Genomic DNA, 25111 nt, shown 5'->3' on the forward strand with positions numbered 1-25111 from the left:
GCCGGCGCCTCTAGGTCCTTGTTTTGACGCGCATTCTTTCGACGAACCGGTGACCACTTCGTCGGAATGCGCTCTAGATCCTCACGACGCGGATCACGCCCTCGCCGCGGCGGTGGCCGACCGAGGTGACCGCGACCTCCGCGGCCGATCCTGCCGCGCAGAGTGCGGCGGCCAGGGCCGCCCCGAACGGAGCCGCGACCTCCATCGGATGGCCGATCATATCGCCCGTGGCGCGGATGCGCGCGCCCGGCAGCGCCGCGTCGAGGCCGGCAAGTTCCTCCGCCGCGAGGTCGGCGAGGCCGGTGGCGCCCGAGAGCACCACGTCCGGCCGCTCGATCCCAGCCTCGCCGATGAGGCGGGTCAGGCTCGCGGACACGCTGCCCGGCGCGCGGGCGACCCGGTCGTTGGCCACCGGCATCAGCCGGGCCAGGGCTTTTGCGCCACGGGCGGCGGCATGTTCGGCCGCTTCCAGCACGAGGAAGGCGGCGGCGCTGCCGAGCACGAAGCCGCCCGTGCCCTCGGCTCCCCGCTCGAAGACCGGCCGGTAGGCGGTCTTGAGAAGGTAGCCGCCCATCTCGTGGACGACCATCACGTCCGGCCGCTCGGCGTTGTAGGAGCCGCCCACCATCATGGTCTCGACCTGACCCGAGGCGATGCGGGCATGGCCGATGCGCAGGGCATCGACGCCGCTCGACTCCTCGCCCATGAAGGTGCGCGAGGCGCCGGTGACGCCGTGGACGATGCTGATATTGCCCGCGAGCAGGTTCGAGAGCTGCGCCAGGAACAGGGTCGGCCGCAGGTCGTTGAGGAGCCGCTCGTTGAGGAAGGCACCGGGATCGTTGGTGCCGCGCAGGCCGGTGAGGATCGCGCCGTCGACCGCGTAGTCGCGTTCGCCTCCGCCGGCCGCCACCACGAGCGGCAGCGCCGACTTGAAGCCCGCATCCTCCTTCACCCCGGCCGAATCGAGCGCGAGGCCGGCGGCGTAGACGCCGAGCCGCTGCCACGCCTCCATCTGCCGCTGATCCGACTTCTTCGGGATCTGCGCGTCGAGGCTCACCGGTGCCACCGGGTGCACCGGATAGGGCGCGAACGTCTCCGCATCCGTGCGCGGCGGCGCGTTCGAGGCGAAGGCATTCAGGTGCGTCTCGATCCCCTCGCCCGCGCAGGAGACGAGGCCGATCCCGGTGACGACGACATCGCGGGCCTGCGGACGGCTCACGGCTGGGCTCCATCCAGAAGGCCGATCTTCCGGGCGCGTTCGCGCATCGGCGCGTCGAGACCCGCAGGAAACGGCATGGTGCGGAACCGCAGCTCCGCATCGCACAACGCCTTGCCCTCGTGGCGGATCGCAGCCTTCGTCACCGCATAGCCCGAGCCGTCGTGCTCCAGGGTCGCCGTGATCTCAAGGGCGGCCCCCGGACCGACGAAGGAGCGGAAGCGCGCCTTGTCCACGGCCATGAGGAAGGGCATCTGCGCGAAGTCGAGATGGGCCAGCACGAGGTAGCCAGAGGCCTGTGCCATGGTCTCGGTGAGCAGGACGCCCGGTACCAGCGGATGGCCGGGGAAATGTCCCTCGAAGACCGGGCTCGCCTCGGGCACGAGCGCCCGCGCCTCGATGCGGCCGGCGGCGCGGTCGAGCCGCACCACGGAGTCGATCATCTCGAAATATTCGAGCCGCATCGTGCGTGAATCCCTGAAGCCCGACGGATCAGGCCTTGGCGGCCTTCTCGGCGACCAGAGCGTCGATGCGTGCGCAGAGGTTTTTCAGCACGAAGTACTGCTCGGCCGGAACCTTGCCCTCGTTGACTTCCTGGGTCCAGCGCTCCAGCGGCAGCTTGATGCCGAAGGCCTTGTCGACCGCGAAGGCGATGTCGAGGAAGGCGAGCGAATCGATGCCGAGATCGTCGATGGCGTGGCTCTCGGGCGTGATCTTGTCACGCGGGATGTCCGCCGTCTCGGCAATGATGTCCGCGACGCGGTCGAAGGTGGCGGTCTCGTTCGACATTAGGGCTGGCCGCTTTCTTGATTCTTCATATCCGGCGTCGCCAACCCCTCGCGCGGCACGCCCCCATGGCGCCCGAGCCGGTCTGCGGCCCCGCTTCGCCGCCGGTTCCCGATGGCGCTTATGAAAAGATCGCGACCCCTTACACGAAGCGATGGAGCACGGGCAACCTCGGGCGTTGCGGCCGGCCCGCTCCTGCCTTGGCTCTCAGCCGGCCGAGCGGCTGAGGTCGAGCGCCGGCGCGCGGGTGTCCGCACCCTGCCGCGGACGCTCGCGACCGGTGCGGCGGCCCTCCGACGGCGCCGTCCGCTTGCGCTCCGCCGTGCGCGGACGCACCAATTCGCCGAGCGCCACGAACTGGTCGTTGTGCCGCTGCCCCGCATCCTGGCTGCCGAACCCGAGGGCGAAGGAGCGGGCGAGATCCGCGTCGGCCGCCACACCGTAGCGATCGAGGGCGGCCAGGAAGACCCGCCGGAAGCCCAGCGGCGCACACCACGCCTTTTCCGCGAGCTGCATCGGCCAGGTCCACAGCCCGTCGCCTCGGCGGCTGGCGATCTCCTCACGGGCAATGAAATAGCCGCTTGCCGGGTGTTCGAGGCCTTCCTCGAGGATGCGCCAGTCGCGGTCCGAGGACGGCTGCCGCGCCGCAGGCGCCGGCCGGTCGAGCCCGTCGTCGTCGAAGCCGATCTCGATCATGGAAGCCTCCTGCCTTGCGCGCTGCGCCGGGGCAGCGAATCGGTCCGGAACGTTCCATGAACAGTGCGTCCGGGCGGCGAACAGGTCAAGCCTTTGTTCGTAGTTCGTTCCAATTCTCGCTGGGCTCTTTGCCGGCTTGCGTGCGCGTCGGACAAGACGAGAAAACCAGTCTCGGTGAGCGCAGAAAAGAAGCCGCCTGGCATCGTGAACCTGGGCTCGGACGCCTGCCTCGACCAGCTTGGCAGCGACGAGTTCGTTCTGCTCGTGATAGACCGAAGCCCGGCCGAGGCGTGCTGGCTCGCCGACGAAATCCGCCACGCGGGCCCGTGTGAACGACCTCCCGGCCTGGACCATCAGCCTCGGCGTCAGTGCGGTCGAGGCGGGCGAGACGGATGTTTCCGCCTCCATTGAGCGGCCCGACCGCTCCCTCTATCGCGCCAAGGCCTGGGGCGTGACCGCGCCGCGGCCTGAAGCCGCCTCTGGATTGCCGCTGTGCCCGCCATAGGTCGCTCGCGCCGACACAGCGGCGGAACGGAGTGAGGCGGCGATGGGCGGCACGGATCGGACGGAACCTGAGCTCGCCCGCAGCCAGAGGGTGCTGCGCGCCCTCCTCGTCGCGGCGCTGCTGGCGCTGGGCCTTTACATCCTGTCCGGCTTCCTGCGGGCGCTGGTGTGGGCGGTCGTGCTCGCCATCGCCCTCTGGCCGCTCTTCGTCCGCGCGCACCGCCGCTTCCCGCCGGGACGGCACAACATCCTGTGGCCGGCCGTCTTCACCGGCCTCGTGGCTCTGGTTCTGCTGCTGCCCATCGCCGTGCTGGCGGTCGAGGCGGGCCGCGAGGCGCACGACCTCCTGGCCTATGCCCGCGAGGCCGAGCGCAACGGCATTCCGGTGCCGGATTTCGTCGCCCGCCTGCCCTATGGGGCTGCTGCCGTCACCGAGTGGTGGGACGCCCACCTCGCCCATGCCGGGCTGGCGCATGAGTTGAGCGAGCGGCTCAACACGACCTCGAACCGCGACCTCACCCGCAGCCTCGGGGCCGGTTTGGTGCATCGGGTGGTGCTGTTCGGGTTCTGCCTGTTGGCGCTGTTCTTCCTGTTTCGCGAGGGCGATACGGTGATCGCCCAGTCGCTGCGGGCAAGCCATCGCCTGTTCGGGCCGCGCGGCGAGCGGGTGGCGCGCCAGATGGTGGCCTCTGTCCATGGCACGGTGGACGGGCTCGTTCTCGTCGGGATCGGCGAGGGGTTCCTGCTCGGGATCGTCTACGCCTTTGCCGGCGTGCCGCACCCAGTGCTGTTCGGGGCGCTCACCGCGGTGGCGGCGATGATCCCCTTCGGCGCGCCATTGGCCTTCGGTCTCGCCGCCGTGCTGCTGCTGGCGGGCGGGGCGGTCGTCCCCGCCGCGATCGTGGTGGCGGCGGGCTTCGTCGTCACCTTCGTCGCCGACCATTTCGTGCGCCCGGCGCTGATCGGCGGCACCACCCGCCTGCCCTTCTTGTGGGTGCTGCTCGGCATCCTCGGCGGCGTCGAGACCTTCGGCCTGCTCGGGCTGTTCGTCGGCCCGGCGGTGATGGCCGCGCTGATCCTGCTGTGGCGCGAATTTACGGAAGGGTCCGAGGAGCCCGTGTGACCCCTCAATGCTTCAGCGGTCGTCCGAGCTTTTTCGCCAGGATCCGCTGCGGGCTCTTCTCCGGGTCGGCCTGGTCGGCGACCGCGAGATAGGCGGTCTGCTCCAGCATGTAGCGCCCGCCCATGGCGCCGTGCATCACGAGGTCGGAGAAGGTCACCCAGGTTTCGCCCGGCTGGAAGCGCACATCCGCCTGGGGCGCGTTCGCCTGATAGTCCAGGTCGCGCTTCAGGGCATCGTGGAGGTGCAGCATCAGGTGATCGTATTCCGAGCGCTTGGCCTTGGTGATCTTGAGCGCGGCCAGCACGCTCGCCGAGAGGCCGGAATAGCCCGGGAGCTTGGGCAGGAATTTCTCCGCCATCGAGCCGAAATCCTCGCCGACCCGCCACAGCCGCGGCTGCCCCTCGGCGTTGATGTTGCGGAAGATGCGCAGGATGCGCCGCTCGCCGATCGGGTTGGACGGGAAGGCATCGACATGCATGCGCGTGTCGTCGCGCCGCCAGCTCAGCTTGCGCTTGTCGACGTCGAACGGCCGGTAGGAGGTGCCCGCGAGCGAGACCTTTTCGCGGTAGGCCGGGAGGTAGGTGTCGATCAGGTTTTCCGCGAAGCGGCGGTAGCGCACCAGGAGGTCGCGCAGGCGCGCCTGCTCCTCCGCGCTGCCGGCCCCGCCTCGCAGTTCGGCGGTCTCGTTGCGGATCGCGACGTTCTTGGCCTTGCCGTCGGCGAAGGGGCGTTCGACGAAGCGCTGCTCGAAGGCGTCGAAGGGGAAGTCGAGGTCGCGGAAGACGAGGACCGAGCCGCTTTCCAGCGCCTCGACAAGGCCGGGCGCGCCCGGCACCGCCTCGGCGCGGGAGACGGGAAGAACGGGGCTGATCATGGCTGGCATTTCCCGCACGATTGGATGGTGCGCGGTGTAACCGACCGGCTCACGCTCTGCCAACATGCCGGCCCGGTGCGGCATCGGGTCGGACCTGACGTTTTGCGGTGGACGAGAGTCTCCGTCCGCTTGCCCCGCTGCTCATGCGCACGTCTCCTGATCCGCAACCTGGGGCATGGGCGGAGCGTTCTCTCAGCGAGAACGTCCGTTCCCGGACGAGGAGCCGGCCATGGCGACGCTGAAGGAATTCGAGGAGGCTCTGCGCGAGCACGGCATGCACATGGCGCTCGCTCTGCTGGAGCGCCTGCGCGAGCGTGACCGCCAGACCCGCACCATCCGCCCGGCCCGGCGCCTCACCGGCCAGAAGATGACGCCCGATCTCGCCCGCGCGATCCTGGAACTGCACGCCTCCACCGGCATGACGCAGCAGGAGATCGCCTTCAAGGTCGGGGTGAACCAGGGCCGGGTCAACGAGGTGATCAAGCGCGGCAAGTGGCTCGACGACGATCCCCACGCCCCCGAGGCCGTGGCCCGCGACAAGGCGAAGGCACGGATGCGCGCCGACCCCAAACCGCGTCCGAAGCCCTCGGTTCGCAAGGAGACGCCGCGCGCGGCGAAGCGGCCGGCCGCCCCCCAGGGGCAGTTCGCGTTCGGGGACATGTAGCGCCATGACCGGCACGGGCGCGGCGCTCTGCCGGGTGGTGCGGCCCGGCAAGGCCTTCATCGGCAAGCAGGGATTGTCCTACGCGCCCGGCATCTCGGCGGAAACGGCGGGTGCGACGGGCCTTCACCTGCAAATGGTGACGATCCCGCCCGGAGCGCGGGCCAAGGCGCACAAGCACGAGGGCCACGAGACCGCGATCTACGCGCTCGCCGGCACCTCCTGCACGTGGTGGGGCGAGCGGCTGGAGCACCACACCGAGCTGCGGCCCGGCGAGTACTTCTACATTCCGGCCGGCGTGCCGCACCTGCCCTACAATCCGAGCCCGACCGAGCCGTGCACGGCGCTCATCGCCCGCACCGATCCGAACGAGCAGGAAAGCGTGGTGCTGCTGCCGGAGCTCGACGGGATACATCCGTGACGGGCACGGTTGAGGAATCGGATTTCCTCTCGCCGGACCCCCTTCATGCGATGCGCCCTGGTTTGCGTTGCACTACTCGCCGGCACTGGGCCTACGCTGGCGCAGCGCGCCTCCACCACGAACCTCACCTGCGCCCAGGCCCGCGCCGTGGTCACGCGGCAGGGCGCGGCGGTGCTCGGCACCGGCGGGCCGACCTTCGACCGCTTCGTGCGCGACCGCTCGTTCTGCGAGGCCACCGAAATCGGTCGGCGTGCCTTCGTGCCGACCCGCGACAATCCGGGCTGCTTCGTCGGGTACACTTGCTACGAGCCCGGTCCCGGCGACCGGTTCGGGGATTTCTGACCCTGACATGTGAAAACGCCCCGGCCTCGACGGCCGGGGCGCTCGCCCGCGGGGTCAGCCTTGCGGCTGAGCGATTAGGCGGCCTGCTGGACCGAGCCCTCGATCACCGGCTGGCTCGACGGCCGGCTGGCGATCTCGATGCGGCGCGGCTTCTTCGCCTCCGGGACCTCGCGGACGAGATCGACATGGAGGAGGCCGTTCTCGAGTACGGCGCCGGTCACCTGAACGTGGTCGGCGAGCTGGAAGCGGCGCTCGAAGGCGCGGGCGGCGATGCCCTGATAGAGAACCTCGGCGGACTTGCCCTCGGCAGGCTTGCGCTCACCCTTGATGGTGAGGGCGTTCTCCTTCACCTCGATCGACAGGTCGGCCTCGGTAAAGCCGGCGACCGCGACGGTGACGCGGTAGACGTTCTCACCGGTGCGCTCGATGTTGTAGGGCGGGTAGGTCGGAGCGGCCTCGGTGCTCACGAAACCGTCGAGGGCCGAGAACAGGCGGTCGAAACCGACGGTGGAACGGTACAGGGGGGCAAGATCGAACTGACGCATCACATATCCTCCAGAAGAAGCAACATGCTCGATGTATTCGGGTCCGCCCGTGGGCCGGACCGTCGCGCCGCCGTCTCGGCCGGCGCAACGATGATATTGGTGGGCTCCAAAAACCGTGCAAGGGTCTGTTTGCGGGGATTTCGCGTGAGCTTGAGCAAAATTTTTTTCGAGGCGCGCCCATCGTGCTGACCCTGCGTCCCACCCCCGGTAATCCGGTGCCGCCCGGCGCCCGCCTCGTGCCGGTCGAGACCGCCGACGGCGTCTCCTTGCGGGCCGCGACGTGGCAGCCGACGATGCGGGGCGTGAAGGGCACGGTCTGCCTGCTTCAGGGCCGGGCCGAGTTCATCGAGAAGTATTTCGAGACGATCAGCGACCTGCGTGCCCGCGGCTTCTGCGTGGTCGCCTTCGACTGGCGCGGCCAGGGCGATTCCGGCCGTCAGGTCCGCGACGCCCACAAGGGCCATGTCCGCCACTTCGATGATTACCGCCTCGACCTGAAGGCGATCACCGAAACCGTGCTCGTGCCGATGATGCCCGAGCCGCATTTCGGGCTCGCCCATTCCATGGGCGGGGCGGTGGCGCTGACACTCGCGGCGGAGGGCCGGCTGCCGTTCCGGCGGCTCGTCACCGTCGCCCCGATGCTGGCGATCCGCATGGTGCGCTGGCCGGCGGGCGCCTCGCTGCTGGCGCGGGGCCTGCAGCGGCTCGGGCTCGGGCGCTGCTACATCCCCTTCGGCACGGCCGTCTCGATCGCCACGAAGCCGTTCGCCGGCAATCGCCTCTCGACCGATCCGGTGCGCTACGCCCGCAACGCCGAGGCGGCCCGCGCGGTCGGGGCCGGGGCGGTCGGCGATCCCACCATCGCCTGGCTCGCCGCCGCCTTCCGGGCGATGCGGCGTCTGGCGGACCCGGCACTGATCCGGCGGATCCGCACGCCCTGCCTGATCGTCGCGGCGGGCGCCGACCCGGTCTGCAGCACGCCGGCGGTCGAGCGCTTCGCCGCCCGGCTCAAGACCGGGCACCTGATCGTGCTGCCGGGCGCCCGCCACGAGATCCTGACCGAGTGCGACGCGGTCCGCGCCGATTTCTGGGCGGCCTTCGACGCGTTCATCCCCGGCCATCTCGTCCATTCGACCGCCGGCGAAGCCGCTCCTCACGCCACCGTCGCCGGCTAAAGCGGATCGGACTTCGCGGGCATCGTCCGCCCGCGACGTTGGCAGCCGGCCACGTCCGACAGCGCGGTTGCAACCTGCGCGGATGCAGGCTGGTTCGCATTTCGCTGGCGTTAAACGTGTTTTCTCGGAGCACCGTGCGGGCTTGTGGATCGGTTTCCGCTTCGATCCAGCGGAAACCGGATCACCCGACAGGGCCGCCGGTTGCGCCGCGCGGGTGGAAACCTCGTCATCCGGTTCGCCGGGACGCGATCCGGTCACGGCGGATTCGCAGGTCTGAAGCGTTCTCGATCGGAATCTGCCGCCCACCCTCTCGACGCGTTCGATGTCCGGACTGCGTCGGCCCTGCAGCCCATAGTAATGCCCGACGGCTGGTTCGATTTCGGATTTTCTGTTTCGCTCCTCGCCTGTCCCAGGTCCGCGGCCTGTCGAAGCGAAACCTGGCCCATATTTCCGGAATAATATCAATTTTGTCTCAGAGTAGTTTGAGATCTATATGGCTTCTTATGTGAGGATAAGCAATTAATTCAGTTAAAATCCGAATTTGTAGGTCAATCGCTTGGGAGCATCTTCATACTAGATTGCGATTCATCCAGCCTCTTGTTGGTCAACCTCAGAGCGGGCCTGTCACAAGCCGACTTAGAGTTGCCCGACGGCGGCGGAACAGCGAAGCGATCCGGCAGCAGCGCGGATGGCTCGGAGGATGAAAATATGGCGAAAATCTCGGTCACCTGGGCCAATGAATACTCGATGGGATTGGCCGGGTGGCAGGCTGGTCTGATCCTCGCGACGGCACAGGCGGCTGCCGACGCTTGGGGCAAGTACATCCAAGTCGAGAGCACGTTCGATATCGCGATCGGGATCGGCAATGTCGGCGGCGCCCTCGCCAACGGCGGCCCGCAATGGACCTGGAACGGGAGATGGTGGGAAAACACCCCCATCCTGAAGGCGCGCGAGGGGTATGACCCGAACGGCGGCGTGCAGGACGCCAACCTCACGCTCGGCGAGCATACGTTCCGCGATTGGTTCTACGATCCGACCGGTGTTGCGGCCGCGCCCGGCAACAGGTTCGACGCCTTCACCATTTTCCAGCACGAGATCGGCCACGGGCTGGGCTTCCTTGAATTCCCGGCCACGGTCGGAGCCAACGGGCTGCTCCTCTTCAATGGTGAGAACACGCGGACGGTTCTCGGCGGCCCGGTCGTGCTCGATGGGGCCCGGGCGCACGTGTGGGGATCCGAGGATCTCATGGACCCCTATCTCGGCTGGGGCCAGCGGTCCTACATCTCGGACCTCGACCTGGCGATGCTTCAGGACAAGGGGATGCCGATCTCGACCGAGCGGGCCGACAAGATGTGGCTCGGCAACCGGGCCGACACCTTCTTCGCCTATGGCGGTGACGACTGGATCGACGGCGGCTGGGGCGACGACAAGCTCTTCGGCGGCGTGGGCAACGACACGCTGATCGGCGGGGACGGGAACGACGCGCTGGATGGGGGCGCGGGCGACGACACGCTCATCGGCGGAAACGGGGGCGACACGCTGGAGGGGGGCGAGGGCATCGACAGGGCCGTGTTGACGGGCCGGAGCCAGGACTACGTCGCGCTCTACGGCGCCACCGGTTCACTCGCCATCAAGCACCTCGCCTCCGGCAGCATCGACACGCTGACCTCGATCGAGACGCTGAACTTCGACGACACCGTGCTCGGCATGTCGGGCCTCCTCGCCCATCTGCAGCAGCGCTTCGGGCCCGTACAGGCCGGCAAGGCGCCCTACGAGATGGCCCTGAATGCCACCGCGGACGAGGCCTACCGCCCCGACATCCCCGAGATCGACGGCGCGTTCAGCGTCACCGCGCGGGTGCGGTTCGACGACCTCGCCGGCGGCCATTTCCAGCGCGTCTTCGATACCGGCAACGGTCCGGACAGCGACAACATCTGGCTCGGTCAGGTCGGCAACGGCCGGGACATGGCCTTCGAGATCCTCGACGGCGCGATCAAGCATACCATCACCGCCAGGGACGGCATCACTCAGGGCGTCGAGGCGCGCTGGACCGCCGGTGTCGACGAGCGCGGATGGATGTCGCTGTACAAGGACGGTGTGCTCGTCGCCGAGGGTCAGGGGGTGGTGCCCCGCGACCTGACGCGCGCGAAGGATCTCGTGGGCCAATCCAACTGGGCGCAGGACGCGGCGCTGAAGGGCAGCATCTACGACCTGACCTTCAAGGACGACCTGCCCGACATCCACGGCGCCTTCACCGCCAGTGCGACGGTCCGGTTCGATGATCTCGATGCCGGTGCGTGGCAGCGCGTCTACGACATCGGCAACGGTGCCGGTGCCGAGAACGTCTTTCTCGGCCAGATCGGCACCTCCGGCGACATGCAGTTCATGGTCCTGAACGGCACCAACTCCGCCAACATCGTGGCCAAGGGCGCGATCGTCGAAGGCCAGGAAGCGACCTGGACGACCAGTGTCAACGAGACCGGTTGGATGCGCCTGTTCAAGGACGGCGTGCTCCTGTCCGAGGGACAGGGCATCGTCCCGAAGGATGTCGTGCGGACCAACGAGTTCGTCGGCAAGTCCAACTGGACGTGGGACAAACCGCTCGTCGGCGAGGTGAGCGACCTGACGATCACGCCGTTCAAGGGCATCCCGGAGATCGACGGCGCCTTCAAGATGTTCGCCGAAGTCCGCTTCGACGATCTCGCCCACGGAAACTATCAGCGCGTGTTCGATACCGGTAACGGGCGGGACAGCAACAACATCTGGCTCGGTCAGGTCGGCAACGGTGACGACATGGCCTTCGAGATCCTCACGGGCGCCACGAAACACCGGATCACGGCGGCGGACACCATCGTCGAGGGTGAGATGGCAAAGTGGCAGGCCAGCGTGGACGAGGCCGGCTACATGCGCCTGATCAAGAACGACAAGCTCGTGGCCGAGGGCCAGGGCGCGGTTCCGCTGGATGTGCTGCGCACCAGCGATCTGGTCGGCCAGTCCAACTGGTCGTGGGATACCGCGCTGGCCGGACAGGTGAAGGATCTGATCTTCGCCTGAGCCGGTCGCCCATCGCCGGGGCGGATCCACGTCCCCGGCGGTGGGCGGGCATGACAAGGATCAGCGCGAGAACCCATGCGAGCCGCCCTGTTCGCCGTTGCGATCGGGGCGGCTCGTCCGCGTCGTGCGATCACCCGGCGCCCTTCCCTCCGGGGCGGGGCCCTACGGGTTGAGCACCTTCAGCGCCGCCTCGTGCAGCCGGCGGTCTCCGGCGGCCACGATTCGGCCGCCGCCGGTGGCCGGGCCGCCATCCCAGCTCGTGACGACGCCGCCCGCGCCCTCGACGATGGGGATCAGCGCGACGATGTCGTAGGGCTTTAGCCCCGCCTCGACCACGAGGTCGATCTGGCCAGCGGCGAGCATGCAATAGGCGTAGCAGTCGGTGCCGTAGCGGGACATCTTCACCTGCCCCTCGATCTTCCGGAAGCGCTCGGCTTCCTCCCCTTGCGCGAACAGGCGCGGGTCGGTGGTGGCGAGGATGGCGTTGCCGAGCGCCTCGTTGCGGCGGGTGTGGAGGGGGCGTTCGCCCTTCGCGGAGCGCACGCTCGCGGTCTTGCCGTCGCCGAGGAAGCGCTCGCCGAGATAGGGCTGGTGCATCAGGCCGCGCACCGCCGCGCCGTGATGGGTCAGCCCGATCAGCGTGCCCCAGGTCGGCAGGCCGCTGATGAAGGCGCGGGTGCCGTCGATCGGGTCGAGCACCCAGACGCATTCCGCATCCGCCCGCTCGGAGCCGAATTCCTCGCCGAGGATGCCGTGGTTCGGCAGCCGGTCGTTGATCATCCGCCGCATCACCGCTTCCGCCGCGCGGTCCGCCTCGGTGACCGGGTCGAAGGCGTGGCCCGTGCCGTGGGACTTGTCGTCCAGGCCGAAATGCGCCCGGAAGAACGGCAGGATCGCCGCTCCGGACTGGGTGGCGAGGTCTTCCATGAACTGGGCGAGATCGACGACGCTCATCGAGGGGCAGCCTCCCATTGACGGGCTGAGACGAAGCCGCCCTCAAGCCGTCTCGTCAAGCCGGCTCGGGCAGGGCCTGCCGCGGGGGCGTGGCCGCATCGCTCCGCTCGGACCGGTCCGGGCCGCCCTCGTTGCGGGCGAGGGCGAGGATCGTCTCGATCAGGTCGCGCAAGGAGGTGACGTGGTCGTCCGCGCCGAGCTTGGCCCGCACCGCGTCGTCGGCGAGCATCGGCTCGTCGAGGCGCCACAGCCCGGCGACGATCGGCACGGTGTCGATCTTCTGGCGCAGCCGCGAGACGAGGCGGCGCAGATGGGTCGGCTCGCCGGACAGCGCCAGCGAGATCACGCAGACCGCTTGAGCCGGACCCGGCTGCCACTCGGCGATGCGCACCCGGGCGACCTCGGCGAAGGGCACCTGCCGGGTGCCGAAGCCGCGCTTGCGCAGGAGCTGGTCGGCGATGGCGGTCGCCGCCCCGTCGAGGAAGCCGCGCCCGGAGACGAGAAGCACCGCACCGTCGGCCTGCCACGCGGCGGGCAACTCGTCAGGGTCCGGGATCGGCTCGTTCTTGCAGGTGCTCTCCCCGTCGCCAGCGGCGCCTGCCCCGTCGAAGAGGCGGGTGGGTTTGGAGGCCGGATCGGGCACGGCATCCTCGCGATCCTCCAGATCCTCCACCAAAGCCGTGATCGAGGCGCGGATCTCGTCCTTCTGGCTCGGCGTCAGCACGCCGCGGGCGGCATCGCGAGAGGCGAGTTCGAGGCCCTTCAGCACGACGTCGTCGTAATAGGCCGAGAGCGAGCATTCGCGCAGGATCAGGTCGGCATGTTCTTGCGCCTCCTCCGGGTCGTCGGCGAGCATGCGCTGGTAGAAGTTCTCGATCGGCGTCAGCGCCGGGCGGTTGCTGAACAGCACGTCCAGGAATTCGAGTCGATCGACGTGGCGCCCGAGCACGACGAGGCAGACGGTGAGCGGGGTCGAGAGCAGGAGGCCCACCGGTCCCCACAGCCAGGTCCAGAACAGGGCCGAGACCAGCACCGAGAACGGCGAGACGCCCGTCGAGTGGCCGTAGACCAGAGGCTCGATGATCTGCCCGACGATGGGCTCGACGAGGGCGAAGAGCAGGAAGGTCGACAGCACCATGCTCCAGCCCGGATCGACCGCCGCCGCAAGCGCGATCGGCAGGACCGCCGAGAGGAAGGCGCCGATATAGGGCACGAAGCGCATGACGAGGGCGAAGATGCCCCACAGCACGGGGCTCGGCACGCCAATGATCCAGAGCCCGACGCCAATGACGACGCCGAAGGCGGAGTTGAGGGCGAGCTGGCCCAGGAAGTAGCGCGAGAGCCGCCGGGCCGCGTCGTCCATCGCCACGGTCGTGCGGTGGAGGTCGCTCGAACCGGCGAGCCGGATCAAGCGGTCGCGCAGATCCTCCCGCTGCATCAGGATGAATAGGAGGACGACGAAGACGATGCCGGCGGTGGCGAGCGGCTGCGCCACCGGCGCCAGCACGGTGGTGGCGAGTTCGAGCGGGCCCGGGCGGCGCTCCTCCACCTGGACCAGGAGCGGCTTCGGCGGCTCCGGCTCGGCCTTGCGGTTACTGTCGCGGGCGGCCTGCTGCTTGGCCTTCTCGGCCGATTCCTTGCTCTCCTCGCCGCTCTGGTGGATCGCCCGGTTGATGTTGGCGATGTAGTCCATCGTCTGGCCGAGCGTGCCGGCCCGCAGCCCCTCGATCTTGCGCTCGACGGTGCGCTGGTAGCGCGGCACGTCCTGCGCGAGTTCGGCGACCTGCACGCCGATGACGGTGGTCACCGCAGCGATGATCCCGGCGGCGAGCAGCACCGAGACCAGCACCGCGAAGGCCCGCCCCAGCTTCAGCCGGCGCAGGAAGTTCACCAGCGGGCCGAGCACGAAAGATAGCAGCACCGCGATCGCGATGGGGATCAGCACCTCGCGCGCGAAGAAGAGGCCCGCCACGATGATGGCAAACACGACGAGGGAGGAGGCGAGCGGACCTTTCGGCGTCTCGGCCGCGGAAACACGCGCCGGGCGCGGCGGCACGATGAAGCCCTCACCGGTGGATATACGCTTCATGTCAGGCCGGGCTTCCTCTCACACCACGCTTCATCCGAAGGCCCGACGGATCGCGTCGCGATGCGGGCCTCGGTCTCGCTCACAAAGGTCCGCGCGCGCTCCGCACGACGATCCGGGCGATCGTCGACACGGGCCAGCGCACGGGCCAGCGCCCGGAGGCACCTGAGCTCAAGAAACCGTGAGCGGCCTGAATTCGATCCCTGAAACGTCGCCGTAACGGATTCGTCCCTCAGGACGTCGCAGAGGGTTCGGCGAAGGGGCGCAGGCTAAAGCCCGCCCGCTCAAGCTCGGCCCGCACCGCGCGTGCCATGGCGAGCGCCTCCGGGTTGTCGCCGTGGACGCAGACCGTGTCGATCGCGACCGGAACGCGCCGCCCGCCGAGTGTGAACACGGCGCCCTCCCCGACCATGCGGGCGACGCGCGCGGCGGCCTCGCCCGCATCGTGGATCACCGCACCGGGCGAGGCGCGGGGGGCGAGCGTGCCGTCCTCGGCATAGGCGCGGTCGGCGTAGATTTCCCGCACGAGGCGCAGGCCGAAGCGCTCGCCGGCCCGCTCGGCGGGAAGCCCCGGCATCACGACCAGGGCGAGATCGGGATCGACACCGGCCACGGCACGGGCCAGCGCTTCGGCAATCGCCGCATCCTCGTTCGAGAGGTTGGCGAGCGCCCCGTGCGCCTTGACGTGGGTGACGCGGGCGCCGGCCAGGGCGGCGCAGGCCTGGAGCGCACCGATCTGATAGGCAATGTCGCGCTCGATTTTTGTGGGACTCTCCTGGATCCGGTTTCGGCCGAAGCCGCGCAGATCGTGGAAGCCGGGATGGGCGCCGATCGCCACGCCCCTCGCCTTTGCTGCAATCACCGTCTCGACCATGATGTCGGGGTCGCCCGCATGGAACCCGCAGGCGATGTTGGCCGAGGTGACGATGTCGAGGAGCGCGGCGTCGTCGCCCATGCGCCAGGGCCCGAAACCCTCGCCGAGATCGGCGTTGAGATCGAGGCGGGCGACGCTCATGCTTCTGCTCTCACACCGCCACCGCCATCGCGGCCTGCTCCTCGACTCCGAACACCCGCTTGTAGCGCTCCACCTCGGCTGCCGGCCCCTGTGCCTTGCTCGGATTGTCGGAGATCTTCACCGTCGGGCGGCCCTCGGCCTCCGTCACCTTGCAGACCACCGAGATCGGATCGAGCCGCCCTTCCGGCACGAGGCCGCGGAAATCGTTGGTCAGCCGCGTGCCCCAGCCGTAGCCGATGCGCATGCGGCCGTGGAAATGGGCGTGGATCGCCTCGATGTCGTCGACGTCGAGTCCGTCGGAGAAGATCGCCAGCTTTTCACGCGGATCGCAGCCTCGCGACTCCCAGAAGGCGAGCGCCTCCTCGCCGCCCGCGATCGGCTCCTTCGAATCGATGCGGATGCCGGTCCAGGCCGTGAGCCAGTCGGGCGCCTTCGCGAGAAAGCCGGTGGTGCCGTAGGTGTCGGGCAAAGCCACCAGCAGGTTGCCGGCATAGTCCTGCTGCCAGTCGGCCAACACCGCGTAGGGCGCGGCCGCCAGCGCCTCATCGTCGTCTCCGGCGAGCGCGGCGTAGACCATCGGCAGTTCGTGGGCGTTGGTGCCCACCGCCTCGACCTCGCGGCGCATGGCGATCAGGCAGTTCGAGGTGCCGAGGAAGGCCCGCTCGCCCAGGCCCTCGCTCATCGCCTGCACGCACCAATCCTGCCACAGGAAGCCGTGGCGGCGGCGCGTGCCGAAATCGGCGATGGAGAGGTCGGGCAGACGCTTCAGGCGCTCGATCTTCTCCCAGACACGGGTCATGGCGCGGGCGTAGAGCACCTGAAGCTCGAACTTGCCGAGGCCCCGCAGCACCGCGCGGGAGCGCATCTCGTTGAGGATCGCGAGAGCCGGCACCTCCCACATCGTGGTCTCGACCCAGGGGCCATGGAAGGTCAGTGCCACCTGTCCGTCGCGCACCTCCAGCTCGTATTCCGGAAGGCGAAACGCTTCGAGCCAGGCCATGAACTCGGAGGAGAGGATCTGACGCTTGCCATAGAAGGTGTTGCCGCGAAGCCAGGTCGATTCACCCCGGCTCAGGCGGATCGTGCGGGCGTGGTCGAGCTGCGCCCGCAATTCCCCGAGGTCGATCTCGTCGGCGACCCGCACGCTCCGGGTGCGGTTCTGGATTCCGAAGCTGACGCGCAGGTCGCGGTGACGGCGGAAGATCATCTGCGCCATCAGGAGCTTGTAGAAATCCGTATCGAGCAGCGAGCGCACGATCGGGTCGATGCGGAAGTTGTGGTCGTAGACCCGCTTCGCGAGGTCGATCATGGGCCGTCCGTGTTCGGGGAGTGTCGCCCGAGCTTGGGGCGGAACGCCCCGGCGATCAACGCCGGTGGGCGCGGGGCGTCATGACAAAAAAGGCGCCCCCACCGGAGGCAGGGACGCCGAACGTGACCGGAAAGGGCGCGAGCCCGTTCCCAAAAAATCAGGCGAGGTTGACCTTCTTGGTCTCGGTCTTCGGGCTCTCGCCAGTGAGCGAGGCCTTCACGTAGCCGTAGAGGTGGACCATCGTGGAGGACGGGCTGTCCCAGTACTCGCCCTGCTCGGGATGGATGCGGATCAGGCCGACCTCGGGGTCGTTCTTCCCGTTGGGGAACCAGGTCTTGAGGCTCTCCTGCCACTTCTCGTCGATCAGCTTCTGGTCGCGGATCACCTCGGCCTTGCCGGCGATCGAGACGTAGGTCTGGCTCGACGGGTCGGAGTAGGAGAGGTTCACCTGATTGTCGCGGCCGATCTCGGCGGTCTTCGGGCTGTGCAGCTTGGTGAAGAACCAAACGTCGCCGTTCTCGTCGATCTCGTTGTTCCACATCGGGCGGCTGTTGAGCGTCCCGTCCTGGTCGGCGGTGGTCAGCATTGCGACCTTGACGTCCTTGACCAGCTCGAAGAGCTTCTTCGCGCCCTCGTGGTCGCGATGGTTGCCCTGGTGCATGAGATCCGTACTCCGTCTGTCGTCAATGGCGTGAGCCGGGCAGGCTGAAGACCCTTGTCGATGGTCCGCTGCCCGGCGATTGCCTCGACAACGAGCGAGGTCGATCTTGGTTCAGGGGTCGGTCGAAGCTTTGCCGGAGAGTGACGGGTGAAGGGCAGGTGAAGGGGATGAGGGGTGCGCTGCTGGCCATGCTGCTCGCTGCCGCCGCGGTGCCGGCCTCCGCGGAGGTGCGCTTCGGCCCCGGCGTGCGCATCGGCGGCCACGACTTTTCGAACCGGCGCTCCCGCAGCGTCCATATCGAGCGGGTGAAGCGGCTGCGCGGCCCCGTCGGCTGCCGGCACCTGCGCCGCGGCGTCTATCGGCGCGGCGACGGCTCGGTCGTGCGCGGGCCGATGGAAGAATGCAACCTGATCGCCATTCCGCCGGGACGGCGGCGCTGAGAACACGGCTTGAAGGCTGGCGTTTGGCGCAAGGGTGGTTAGATGGTCGGAAGCGGGATGGCCCGCCCCGGCGCCCGATGGAGCTTGAGTTTTGGCGATCACGCGCGACGACGTGCTGAAGGCGCTCTCGACTGTCACGGTCGATCGCGGCGGCACCACCCTGCCCGATTCCGGCCGCCTCTCGCAGGTGGTGATCGACCCGGGCAACCGGGTGATGTTCTCGATCCGGATCGATCCGAGCGAGGCCGAGCGGTTCGAGCCGGTGCGGCGCGAGGCGGAAGGCCGCGTGCTGGCGCTGTCCGGCGTGTCGAGCGTACTCGCGAGCCTGACCTCGGAGCGGGCCCCCAACCCGCCGGCTCCGGGCGCGGCCCCGCGTCAACCGGCCGGCGGTCCCGGCGCCCCGCCGCGCCAGGGCAACGCGCTGCCGGGCGTGCGCCACATCGTGGCGGTGGCCTCCGGCAAGGGCGGCGTTGGCAAGTCGACCACCGCCTGCAACCTCGCCCTTGGGCTGAGCGCGCAGGGTCTGCGCGTCGGCCTGCTCGATGCCGACATCTACGGTCCCTCCGTGCCCAAGCTGCTTGGCCTGTCCGGCAAGCCGCGGGTGATCGAGGGCAAGACCCTGGAGCCGCTCCAGGCCTATGGTCTGAAGGCCATGTCGATCGGCCTGCTGATCGAGCCGGAATCGGCGATGATCTGGCGCGGGCCGATGGTGCAGTCGGCCATCACCCAGATGCTGCGCGACGTGGCCTGGGGCGAACTCGATGTGCTCATCGTGGACATGCCCCCCGGCACGGGCGACGCGCAGCTCACCATGGCCCAGGCCACGCCCCTGTCGGGCGCCGTCATCGTCTCGACGCCGCAGGATCTGGCGCTGATCGATGCGCGTCGCGGCGTGACGATGTTCCGCAAGGTCTCTGTGCCGATTCTCGGCGTGATCGAGAACATGGCAACCTTCATCTGCCCGAATTGCGGGGCGGCCTCGGCGATCTTCGGCCATGGCGGCGCCCGCCACGAGGCGGAGCGCCTGGAGGTGCCCTTCCTCGGCGAGATCCCGCTCACCATGGCGATCCGCGAGACCTCGGATGCCGGCCGCCCCGTGGTCGCCACCGATCCGGACGGGCCGCAGGCCAAGATCTACCGCGAGATCGCCGGGAAACTCTGGGCCAATCTCAGCGGCGCGCCGGCCGGCCGTGCGGCGCCAAAAATCGTCATCGAGTGAGTCCCGCTCCGGTCTCCGGGTCGGGTGTCGGGCCGGGTATCGGATCAGGTGTCTTGGGCCTGATCCTGGCCGGCGGCCTGTCGCGGCGGATGGGCGGGGGCGACAAGCCCCTGCGCATGCTTGCCGGACGCACCCTCTTGGAGCGGGTCGCCGAGCGGCTCGGCCCGCAATGCGCCGGCGGGCTCGCACTCAGCGCCAACGGCGATCCGGCCCGCTTCCGCTCGGCGTTTTCCGGCCCCGTCCTGCCTGACACCGTGCCGGATTATCCGGGGCCGCTCGCCGGCATCCTCGCCGGACTGGAAGCCGCCGGTGAAGCGGGCCTCACCCACATCGTCAGCGTGCCGGGCGACGCGCCCTTCCTGCCCGAGGACTTCGTCGCGCGGCTCGTCGCGGTCGCGGCGGCGGAGGGCCGGCCGATCGCGCTCGCGGCCTCGGGCGAGCGGCGCCACTTCACCAGCGCGCTCTGGCCGGTGGCCCTGCGTGAGGATCTGCGCGGCTGGCTCGGTGCGGGCGAGCGGCGCGTCGGCGGCTTCATCGAGCGGCACGGGGCGGCGGTTGCCTCCTGGCCGGTCGAGCCGGTCGATCCCTTCCTCAACCTCAACGCGCCGGAAGATCTGGCCGCCGCCGAGGCGCTTCTGGCGCGGGTTCTCTGACGAGCCGGCAATGCACCGCCGACAGGCTCGCGGATGTTGTGCAAGCCCCTCGGAATTCATATTTAAGTAACTGAGACGACGGCCTTTGGCAGGCAGCGGGTCATCCCACTTCTCCCCCCTCATCCTGAGGTGCTGAAGCGAAGCGGAAGCCTCGAAGGATCCTCCAGAACACGCGCGGGATCGGGAGGATCCTTCGAGGCCGCTTCGCGGCACCTCAGGATGAGGGGAGCGGTCGGGATTAGCGGCCCTTTGACCTGTCCTTGCTAGTCTTCGTCCGTTGGCGTTCCGCCATGGGCGACCGAACGAGAACCCGAGAGAGCGACGTTGGCAGACGACAACGACCAACCCGGCGCCGGCACGCCCCCGCCCGCGACCGACATCAAGCCCGTCTCCATCACCGACGAGATGCGCCGGTCCTACCTCGATTACGCCATGAGCGTGATCGTGAGCCGCGCGCTGCCCGATGCGCGCGACGGCCTCAAGCCGGTGCACCGGCGCATCCTGTTCGCGGCGCATGAGAGCGGGCACCTGCCCGAGCGCCGCTACGTCAAGTCGGCCCGCATCGTCGGCGACGTGATCGGTAAGTACCATCCGCACGGCGACCAATCGATCTACGACGCCTTGGTCCGCATGGCCCAGGACTTCTCGATGCGCCTGATGCTCATCGACGGGCAGGGCAATTTCGGCTCGGTCGACGGTGATCCGGCCGCGGCCATGCGCTACACCGAATCGCGTCTGGCCAAGCCCGCCAGCGCGCTCCTCTCGGACATCGACAAGAACACCGTCGATTTCCAGGCGAACTACGACGGGGAGCACGAGGAGCCGACCGTCCTGCCGGCCCGCTTCCCGAACCTGTTGGTCAACGGCGCGGGCGGCATCGCGGTGGGCATGGCCACCAACATCCCGCCGCACAATCTCGGCGAGCTGATCGACGCCTGCATCGCCCTCATCGACGATCCGAGCCTGACGATCGAGGCGCTCAACGAGATCGTGCCCGGTCCCGACTTCCCGACCGGCGGCCTGATCCTCGGCCGCGCCGGCACTCGGCAGGCCTACGCCACGGGCCGCGGCTCGATCATCATGCGGGCGAAGTCCCATATCGAGGAGCTGCGCAAGGAGCGCGAGGCGCTGATCTTCACCGAGATCCCGTATCAGGTGAACAAGGCGACGTTGGTCGAGAAGATCGCCGAGCTGGTCAAGGAGAAGCGCGTCGAGGGCATCTCGGACCTGCGCGACGAATCCGACCGCGACGGCATGCGCATCGTCGTCGAGATCAAGCGCGACGCCATGGCCGAGGTCGTGCTGAACCAGCTCTACCGCTACACGCCGCTGCAATCCTCGTTCGGCTGCAACATGGTGGCGCTGAACGGCGGCCGCCCCGAGCTGATGAACCTGAAGGACCTGCTGCTGGCCTTCAACGACTTCCGCGAGGAGGTCGTTTCTCGGCGCACCAAGTTCCTGCTCAACAAGGCGCGCGAACGGGCCCACGTCTTGTGCGGTCTGGCCATCGCGGTCGCCAATATCGACGAGGTGATCCGCCTGATCCGCACCTCGCCGGACCCGAACACCGCCCGCGAGGCGTTGATGGCCCGCGACTGGCCGGCCCACGACATCGCCCCGCTGATCGCGCTGGTGGACGATCCGCGCTACCGCGTGGCCGAGGACGGCACCTACCGGCTCTCGGAGATCCAGGCCCGCGCGATCCTCGACCTGCGCCTGCAGCGCCTCACCGCTCTCGGCCGTGACGAGGTCGGCGACGAGTTGAAGAAGCTCGCCGACGAGATCGCCGACTATCTCGACATCCTGCGCTCGCGCGTCCGTATCCAGGCGATCGTGAAGACGGAACTGGCCGAGGTGCGCGCGCTCTTCGCCACCCCGCGCAAGACCGAGATCATCGATTCCGATTTCAGCGTCGAGGACGAGGATCTGATCGCCCGCGAGGACATGGTCGTGACCGTGTCCCATGCCGGCTACGTCAAGCGCGTGCCGCTCTCGACCTACCGGGCCCAGCGCCGCGGCGGCAAGGGCCGCTCCGGCATGGCGACCCGCGACGAGGATTTCGTCACCCGTCTGTTCGTGGCCAGCACCCACACGCCGGTGCTGTTCTTCTCCGACCAGGGCCAGGCCTACAAGGAGAAGGTCTGGCGCCTGCCGATGGCCGCGCCGAACGCCCGGGGCAAGGCGCTCGTCAACATCCTGCACCTTCAGAACGAGGGCGAGCGCATCTCGACCATCATGCCGTTGCCCGAGGACGAGACGTCCTGGGACACGCTCGACGTGATGTTCGCCACCGCCTCCGGCAATGTCCGCCGCAACAAGCTGTCGGACTTCACCACGGTGAACCGCAACGGCAAGATCGCGATGAAGCTCGATCCGGGCGACCACATCGTCCATGTCGAGATCTGCCGGCCCGAGCAGAACGTGCTGCTCACCACCGCGCTCGGCCAGTGCATCCGCTTCCCCGTGGAGGATGTGCGCGTCTTCAAGGGGCGCGACTCGACCGGCGTGCGCGGGATCAACCTCGCCCAGGACGACAAAGTCATCTCGATGGCGATCCTCAACGCCTTCGACGCCTCCCCCGAGGAGCGGGCCGGCTATCTCAAGATGCGCCGGGCGGTGATCGGCGACGCGGGCGAGGCGGAGGCCGAGCCGGCCGAGGCCGAGGAGGCTTCGGAAGCCTCGGCGATCTCGCTGGAGCGCTACAACGAGATGGGGGCCGCGGAGCAGTTCGTGCTGACCCTGTCCGATCGCGGCTTCGGCAAGCGCTCGTCGTCTTACGAGTACCGCACCTCGGGTCGCGGCGGCAAAGGCATCACGGCGATGCGGGTCAATGCCCGCAACGGCAACCTCGTCGCCTCCTTCCCCGTGGAGGCTTCGGACCAGATCATGCTGGTCACCAATGCCGGCCAGCTCATCCGCGTGCCGGTGGACGACATCCGCATCGTCGGCCGCGCCTCGCAGGGCGTGACGGTGTTCAACACCGACAAGGCCGAGCGTGTCGTCTCGGTGGAGCATATCGAGGGCGAGGACGAGAACGAGAACGGCGAAGAGGCCGTCTGATCGAAGGGGCTGCGGAGGGGGCGAAACGGGCCCCTTCCGCAGCTCGGCCAAAGGATCGATCAAAGTTTTGTGATCGAGGATTATTTTTGGAATTACAGTATTAAACCGAAGTAATGGCGTTATATCGCTGCCGTAACATTGGTGTTGCCGTTATATCATAGTTTCCAGGCCCGACCGTCGGTAGAGAAAGTGCGGCTTTCCTCACACCTTCGGTTCGTGCCTTGCGCAATTCCCTGATCCTCTCCGGCCTCGCGGGTATCCTTCTCTCTGGGACTGCGCTGGCCGCCGACCTGCCGCGCCGTGCCGAGGCACCGGTCTTCACGCCGATCCCCGTTTTCGCCTGGACGGGCGCCTATTTCGGCCCCAACGGCGGCTACGCCTACACTGAGAGCGACACGCTGCGGACTACCGGCATCGGTGCGCTCCAGGCCAACGTGACCAACGACCTGCGCCGCGCGAACGTCGCTCTGCCGAAGGACGGGTTCAGCTTCGGTGGTCAGGCCGGCTACAACTTCCAGCTCACGCCGGGCACCGGCTTCGTCTTCGGCTTCGAGACCGACGCGCAGTACCTCGATCTGGCGCGCAGCCGCACCGAGACGATCTTCCGCCCCGCCATCAACCCGAACGTCCTGCGCAACGTCTACGCCGCCGACCTCGACTTCCTCGGCACCGTGCGCGGCCGTGTCGGCTACGCCTTCGATCGCGTCCTGGTCTATGGCACCGGCGGCTTCGCCTACGGCACCACCACGCTGGCCGCGGTCTTCCGCACGGGGACGCCGGTGACCTATGCCGGTGCCCGTTCCGGGCTCGAGACCGGCTACGCCTATGGCGGCGGCATCGAGTACGCGATCCCGGCCAATTCCTTCCTGGATCTCACGGGGTCCCTGCAGATGACGGTCAAGGCCGAGTACCTGCGCTACGACCTCGGCAGCCGCACGGTGCTGATCCGCAGCACGGGCGGCCCCGGCGTCGGCTACAACATCGAATCCCGCACCGAGGGCGCTCTGGCTCGCGTCGGCCTGAACTTCGGGTTCGGCACGTACTGAAGGCCGGGGAGGCCGGCGGAGCGTTCCGTTTCCGCCGGGGCCTTCGATCCCGACCCCATCGCGTTCGCGCGGGCGCCCTCCGGGGCGCCCGTTTCTGTTGGCGGCGGTTCCGTTTGCGGGGAAAATGCTCTAGGCCCGTTCCCGTGACGACCCGTACAGCGCTCTACGCCGGTTCCTTCGATCCGGTCACCAACGGCCATCTCGACGTGGTGCGACAGGCCTGCCGCCTCGTGCCGCGGCTGGTGCTGGCCATCGGCGTGCATCCGGGCAAGGCGCCGCTGTTCACGGCCGAGGAGCGCGCCGCCCTGCTGCGCGAGACCTGCGAACCGCTCGCCGCGGCCGAGGGCGCGAGCCTCGACGTCGTCACTTTCGACGACCTCGCCGTGACGGCCGCCCGGCGCTGCGGGGCGCGCCTGTTCATCCGGGGGCTGCGTGACGGCACCGACCTCGATTACGAGATGCAGCTCGCTGGCATGAACGGCGCGATGGCACCCGAGGTCCAGACCGTGTTCCTGCCCGCTTCCACCGGCGTGCGCCCGATCACCGCGACCCTGGTGCGCCAGATCGCGGCCATGGGCGGCGACGTCTCTCCCTTCGTGCCGTCGGTCGTCGCCGCGCGGCTTGCCGCCCGCTTCGCTAAATCCTGATTCCACCCGATCCTGATCCCCACCACGGAGCTTTAGACCGCATGAATCGCCGCCACGCCGTCCTCGGACTCGCCCTCTCCGCCATGCTCCTCGCCGCCCCGGCGCGGGCCGGCGAGAACACCGTGCTTCTCGAGACCAAGGACGGGCGGGTCACGATCGAGCTGCGCCCGGAAATCGCGCCCAAGCACGTCAAGCAGCTCAAGACGCTGATCGGCCAGGGCTTCTACGACGGCCTGAAGTTCCACCGCGTCATCGACGGCTTCATGGCCCAGACCGGCGATCCCAAGGGCAACGGCACCGGCGGCTCCACCCTGCCCAACATTCCCGCCGAGTTCTCCTCCGCGCCGTTCAAGCGCGGCACGGTCGGCATGGCCCGCTCGGGCAGCCCGAACTCGGCCAACTCGCAGTTCTTCATCTGCCTCGGCGACGCGGACTTCCTGAACAACAACTACACCGTCGTCGGCGTCGTCACCTCGGGCATGGACGTGGTCGACAAGATCAAGAAGGGCTCCAAGGCCGATAACGGCTCCGTGCAGAACCCCGACAAGATCGTGAAGATGACGCTCGCCGGAGGCGGCCAATAGCGGCCCGCCGGCCATCGCGCCGCGGGGTCTGCATCCTCGC

Annotated in this window: 25 protein-coding genes; 14 read left to right on the forward strand and 11 right to left on the reverse strand. The window is 68.6% G+C overall.

Features of this window, described 5'->3' with window-relative positions; all coding sequences use genetic code 11:
* Positions 1-73: 73 nt before the first annotated feature.
* From OVA30_RS19280 to OVA30_RS19295, 4 genes are all read right to left on the reverse strand, one after another.
* On the reverse strand, positions 74-1219 hold the full coding sequence (locus tag OVA30_RS19280; protein WP_268176424.1) for a beta-ketoacyl-ACP synthase: 1146 nt from the start codon (positions 1217-1219) through the stop codon (positions 74-76).
* Positions 1216-1680: a 3-hydroxyacyl-ACP dehydratase FabZ family protein gene (locus OVA30_RS19285; RefSeq protein WP_003601887.1), complete on the reverse strand. Its 465-nt coding sequence runs from the start codon at positions 1678-1680 to the stop codon at positions 1216-1218. Before OVA30_RS19285 ends, OVA30_RS19280 begins: the two co-directional genes overlap by 4 nt.
* Positions 1681-1708: 28 nt before the next feature.
* The gene (locus OVA30_RS19290) at positions 1709-2005 is read right to left on the reverse strand and encodes an acyl carrier protein (RefSeq protein WP_003601886.1); all 297 of its coding nucleotides are present in this window, start codon (positions 2003-2005) and stop codon (positions 1709-1711) included.
* Between the two features lie 204 nt (positions 2006-2209).
* Positions 2210-2698: a hypothetical protein gene (locus tag OVA30_RS19295; RefSeq protein ID WP_268176425.1), complete on the reverse strand. Its 489-nt coding sequence runs from the start codon at positions 2696-2698 to the stop codon at positions 2210-2212.
* Positions 2699-3026: 328 nt separating this feature from the next.
* Between OVA30_RS19295 and OVA30_RS19300 the strand changes: the two genes are divergently transcribed.
* Both OVA30_RS19300 and OVA30_RS19305 read left to right on the forward strand, forming a co-directional pair.
* Entirely contained in the window at positions 3027-3203 is a 177-nt protein-coding gene (locus tag OVA30_RS19300) for a hypothetical protein (RefSeq protein ID WP_268176426.1), read from the forward strand.
* Positions 3204-3245: 42 nt separating this feature from the next.
* Positions 3246-4325, forward strand: a complete 1080-nt coding sequence (locus OVA30_RS19305; RefSeq protein WP_268176428.1) for an AI-2E family transporter — start codon at positions 3246-3248, stop codon at positions 4323-4325.
* Positions 4326-4329: 4 nt separating this feature from the next.
* On the opposite strand, the gene OVA30_RS19310 is transcribed toward OVA30_RS19305, so the two are convergent.
* Positions 4330-5199: a Kdo hydroxylase family protein gene (locus OVA30_RS19310; RefSeq protein ID WP_253398569.1), complete on the reverse strand. Its 870-nt coding sequence runs from the start codon at positions 5197-5199 to the stop codon at positions 4330-4332.
* Positions 5200-5428: 229 nt separating this feature from the next.
* On the opposite strand from OVA30_RS19310, the gene OVA30_RS19315 reads away from it, so the two are divergent.
* Genes OVA30_RS19315 through OVA30_RS19325 form a run of 3 tightly spaced genes read left to right on the forward strand, consistent with a single transcriptional unit; the run spans position 5429 to position 6623 of the window.
* Complete coding sequence (locus OVA30_RS19315) at positions 5429-5863, forward strand: DNA-directed RNA polymerase sigma-70 factor (protein ID WP_003601881.1); 435 nt, start codon at positions 5429-5431, stop codon at positions 5861-5863.
* Between the two features lie 4 nt (positions 5864-5867).
* Positions 5868-6281: a cupin domain-containing protein gene (locus OVA30_RS19320; RefSeq protein ID WP_268176429.1), complete on the forward strand. Its 414-nt coding sequence runs from the start codon at positions 5868-5870 to the stop codon at positions 6279-6281.
* 45 nt (positions 6282-6326) lie between these two features.
* Positions 6327-6623, forward strand: a complete 297-nt coding sequence (locus tag OVA30_RS19325) for a hypothetical protein (RefSeq protein ID WP_268176430.1) — start codon at positions 6327-6329, stop codon at positions 6621-6623.
* A gap of 74 nt (positions 6624-6697) precedes the next feature.
* Here the strand turns inward: OVA30_RS19325 and OVA30_RS19330 are convergent, their stop codons facing one another.
* Positions 6698-7168: an Hsp20 family protein gene (locus OVA30_RS19330; RefSeq protein ID WP_003601878.1), complete on the reverse strand. Its 471-nt coding sequence runs from the start codon at positions 7166-7168 to the stop codon at positions 6698-6700.
* A 182-nt stretch (positions 7169-7350) separates the two neighbouring features.
* Between OVA30_RS19330 and OVA30_RS19335 the strand changes: the two genes are divergently transcribed.
* Positions 7351-8343 (forward strand): alpha/beta fold hydrolase, encoded by a 993-nt coding sequence (locus OVA30_RS19335; protein WP_268176431.1) that lies wholly within the window; start codon positions 7351-7353, stop codon positions 8341-8343.
* Positions 8344-9051: 708 nt separating this feature from the next.
* Positions 9052-11397 carry a hemolysin gene (locus tag OVA30_RS19340; RefSeq protein ID WP_268176433.1) on the forward strand — a complete coding sequence of 782 codons (2346 nt, stop codon included), beginning with the start codon at positions 9052-9054 and terminating at the stop codon, positions 11395-11397.
* A gap of 162 nt (positions 11398-11559) precedes the next feature.
* Here OVA30_RS19340 and hisN read toward each other — a convergent pair whose 3' ends face one another.
* The 5 genes from hisN to OVA30_RS19365 form a co-directional block, all read right to left on the reverse strand.
* Complete coding sequence (hisN, locus tag OVA30_RS19345; RefSeq protein WP_268176434.1) at positions 11560-12351, reverse strand: histidinol-phosphatase; 792 nt, start codon at positions 12349-12351, stop codon at positions 11560-11562.
* A gap of 55 nt (positions 12352-12406) precedes the next feature.
* On the reverse strand, positions 12407-14440 hold the full coding sequence (locus OVA30_RS19350; protein WP_268176435.1) for an AI-2E family transporter: 2034 nt from the start codon (positions 14438-14440) through the stop codon (positions 12407-12409).
* Positions 14441-14669: 229 nt separating this feature from the next.
* A complete protein-coding gene (locus tag OVA30_RS19355; RefSeq protein ID WP_268176437.1) occupies positions 14670-15452 on the reverse strand; it encodes a LamB/YcsF family protein in 783 nt (260 codons plus the stop codon).
* 10 nt (positions 15453-15462) lie between these two features.
* Positions 15463-16761 (reverse strand): nicotinate phosphoribosyltransferase, encoded by a 1299-nt coding sequence (locus OVA30_RS19360; RefSeq protein WP_012255631.1) that lies wholly within the window; start codon positions 16759-16761, stop codon positions 15463-15465.
* Positions 16762-16918: 157 nt separating this feature from the next.
* Positions 16919-17422 carry a pyridoxamine 5'-phosphate oxidase family protein gene (locus OVA30_RS19365; protein ID WP_003604409.1) on the reverse strand — a complete coding sequence of 168 codons (504 nt, stop codon included), beginning with the start codon at positions 17420-17422 and terminating at the stop codon, positions 16919-16921.
* Positions 17423-17589: 167 nt separating this feature from the next.
* On the opposite strand from OVA30_RS19365, the gene OVA30_RS19370 reads away from it, so the two are divergent.
* The 7 genes from OVA30_RS19370 (at position 17590) to OVA30_RS19400 (ending at position 25071) form a co-directional block, all read left to right on the forward strand.
* Entirely contained in the window at positions 17590-17862 is a 273-nt protein-coding gene (locus tag OVA30_RS19370) for a hypothetical protein (RefSeq protein WP_268176439.1), read from the forward strand.
* Between the two features lie 91 nt (positions 17863-17953).
* Complete coding sequence (locus OVA30_RS19375) at positions 17954-19081, forward strand: Mrp/NBP35 family ATP-binding protein (protein ID WP_238507514.1); 1128 nt, start codon at positions 17954-17956, stop codon at positions 19079-19081.
* A gap of 53 nt (positions 19082-19134) precedes the next feature.
* Positions 19135-19734, forward strand: coding sequence for a molybdenum cofactor guanylyltransferase MobA (mobA, locus tag OVA30_RS19380; protein ID WP_268176441.1), 600 nt, complete (start codon positions 19135-19137; stop codon positions 19732-19734).
* 324 nt (positions 19735-20058) lie between these two features.
* Entirely contained in the window at positions 20059-22794 is a 2736-nt protein-coding gene (gyrA, locus tag OVA30_RS19385; RefSeq protein WP_003604672.1) for a DNA gyrase subunit A, read from the forward strand.
* A 221-nt stretch (positions 22795-23015) separates the two neighbouring features.
* The gene (locus OVA30_RS19390) at positions 23016-23840 is read left to right on the forward strand and encodes an outer membrane protein (RefSeq protein WP_003604673.1); all 825 of its coding nucleotides are present in this window, start codon (positions 23016-23018) and stop codon (positions 23838-23840) included.
* A 143-nt stretch (positions 23841-23983) separates the two neighbouring features.
* A complete protein-coding gene (gene coaD / locus OVA30_RS19395) occupies positions 23984-24487 on the forward strand; it encodes a pantetheine-phosphate adenylyltransferase (RefSeq protein ID WP_003604674.1) in 504 nt (167 codons plus the stop codon).
* 41 nt (positions 24488-24528) lie between these two features.
* Positions 24529-25071: a peptidylprolyl isomerase gene (locus tag OVA30_RS19400; RefSeq protein WP_015824630.1), complete on the forward strand. Its 543-nt coding sequence runs from the start codon at positions 24529-24531 to the stop codon at positions 25069-25071.
* Positions 25072-25111: the final 40 nt, after the last annotated feature.

Source organism: Methylorubrum sp. SL192 (assembly GCF_026672325.1).
Classification (GTDB): Bacteria; Pseudomonadota; Alphaproteobacteria; order Rhizobiales; family Beijerinckiaceae; genus Methylobacterium; species Methylobacterium extorquens.

Excerpts from the sequence above, each read along its gene's own strand:
- OVA30_RS19285 (WP_003601887.1), bottom strand. The coding sequence starts at position 1,680 with ATGCGGCTCGAATATTTCGAGATGATCGACTCCGTGGTGCGGCTCGAC.
- OVA30_RS19295 (WP_268176425.1), bottom strand. The coding sequence starts at position 2,698 with ATGATCGAGATCGGCTTCGACGACGACGGGCTCGACCGGCCGGCGCCT.
- OVA30_RS19290 (WP_003601886.1), bottom strand. The coding sequence starts at position 2,005 with ATGTCGAACGAGACCGCCACCTTCGACCGCGTCGCGGACATCATTGCC.
- OVA30_RS19340 (WP_268176433.1), top strand. The coding sequence starts at position 9,052 with ATGGCGAAAATCTCGGTCACCTGGGCCAATGAATACTCGATGGGATTG.
- OVA30_RS19350 (WP_268176435.1), bottom strand. The coding sequence starts at position 14,440 with ATGAAGCGTATATCCACCGGTGAGGGCTTCATCGTGCCGCCGCGCCCG.
- OVA30_RS19355 (WP_268176437.1), bottom strand. The coding sequence starts at position 15,452 with ATGAGCGTCGCCCGCCTCGATCTCAACGCCGATCTCGGCGAGGGTTTC.
- OVA30_RS19310 (WP_253398569.1), bottom strand. The coding sequence starts at position 5,199 with ATGATCAGCCCCGTTCTTCCCGTCTCCCGCGCCGAGGCGGTGCCGGGC.
- OVA30_RS19360 (WP_012255631.1), bottom strand. The coding sequence starts at position 16,761 with ATGATCGACCTCGCGAAGCGGGTCTACGACCACAACTTCCGCATCGAC.
- OVA30_RS19370 (WP_268176439.1), top strand. The coding sequence starts at position 17,590 with ATGAGGGGTGCGCTGCTGGCCATGCTGCTCGCTGCCGCCGCGGTGCCG.
- OVA30_RS19365 (WP_003604409.1), bottom strand. The coding sequence starts at position 17,422 with ATGCACCAGGGCAACCATCGCGACCACGAGGGCGCGAAGAAGCTCTTC.
- OVA30_RS19315 (WP_003601881.1), top strand. The coding sequence starts at position 5,429 with ATGGCGACGCTGAAGGAATTCGAGGAGGCTCTGCGCGAGCACGGCATG.
- OVA30_RS19330 (WP_003601878.1), bottom strand. The coding sequence starts at position 7,168 with ATGCGTCAGTTCGATCTTGCCCCCCTGTACCGTTCCACCGTCGGTTTC.
- OVA30_RS19320 (WP_268176429.1), top strand. The coding sequence starts at position 5,868 with ATGACCGGCACGGGCGCGGCGCTCTGCCGGGTGGTGCGGCCCGGCAAG.
- OVA30_RS19305 (WP_268176428.1), top strand. The coding sequence starts at position 3,246 with ATGGGCGGCACGGATCGGACGGAACCTGAGCTCGCCCGCAGCCAGAGG.
- OVA30_RS19400 (WP_015824630.1), top strand. The coding sequence starts at position 24,529 with ATGAATCGCCGCCACGCCGTCCTCGGACTCGCCCTCTCCGCCATGCTC.
- hisN (WP_268176434.1), bottom strand. The coding sequence starts at position 12,351 with ATGAGCGTCGTCGATCTCGCCCAGTTCATGGAAGACCTCGCCACCCAG.
- OVA30_RS19325 (WP_268176430.1), top strand. The coding sequence starts at position 6,327 with ATGCGATGCGCCCTGGTTTGCGTTGCACTACTCGCCGGCACTGGGCCT.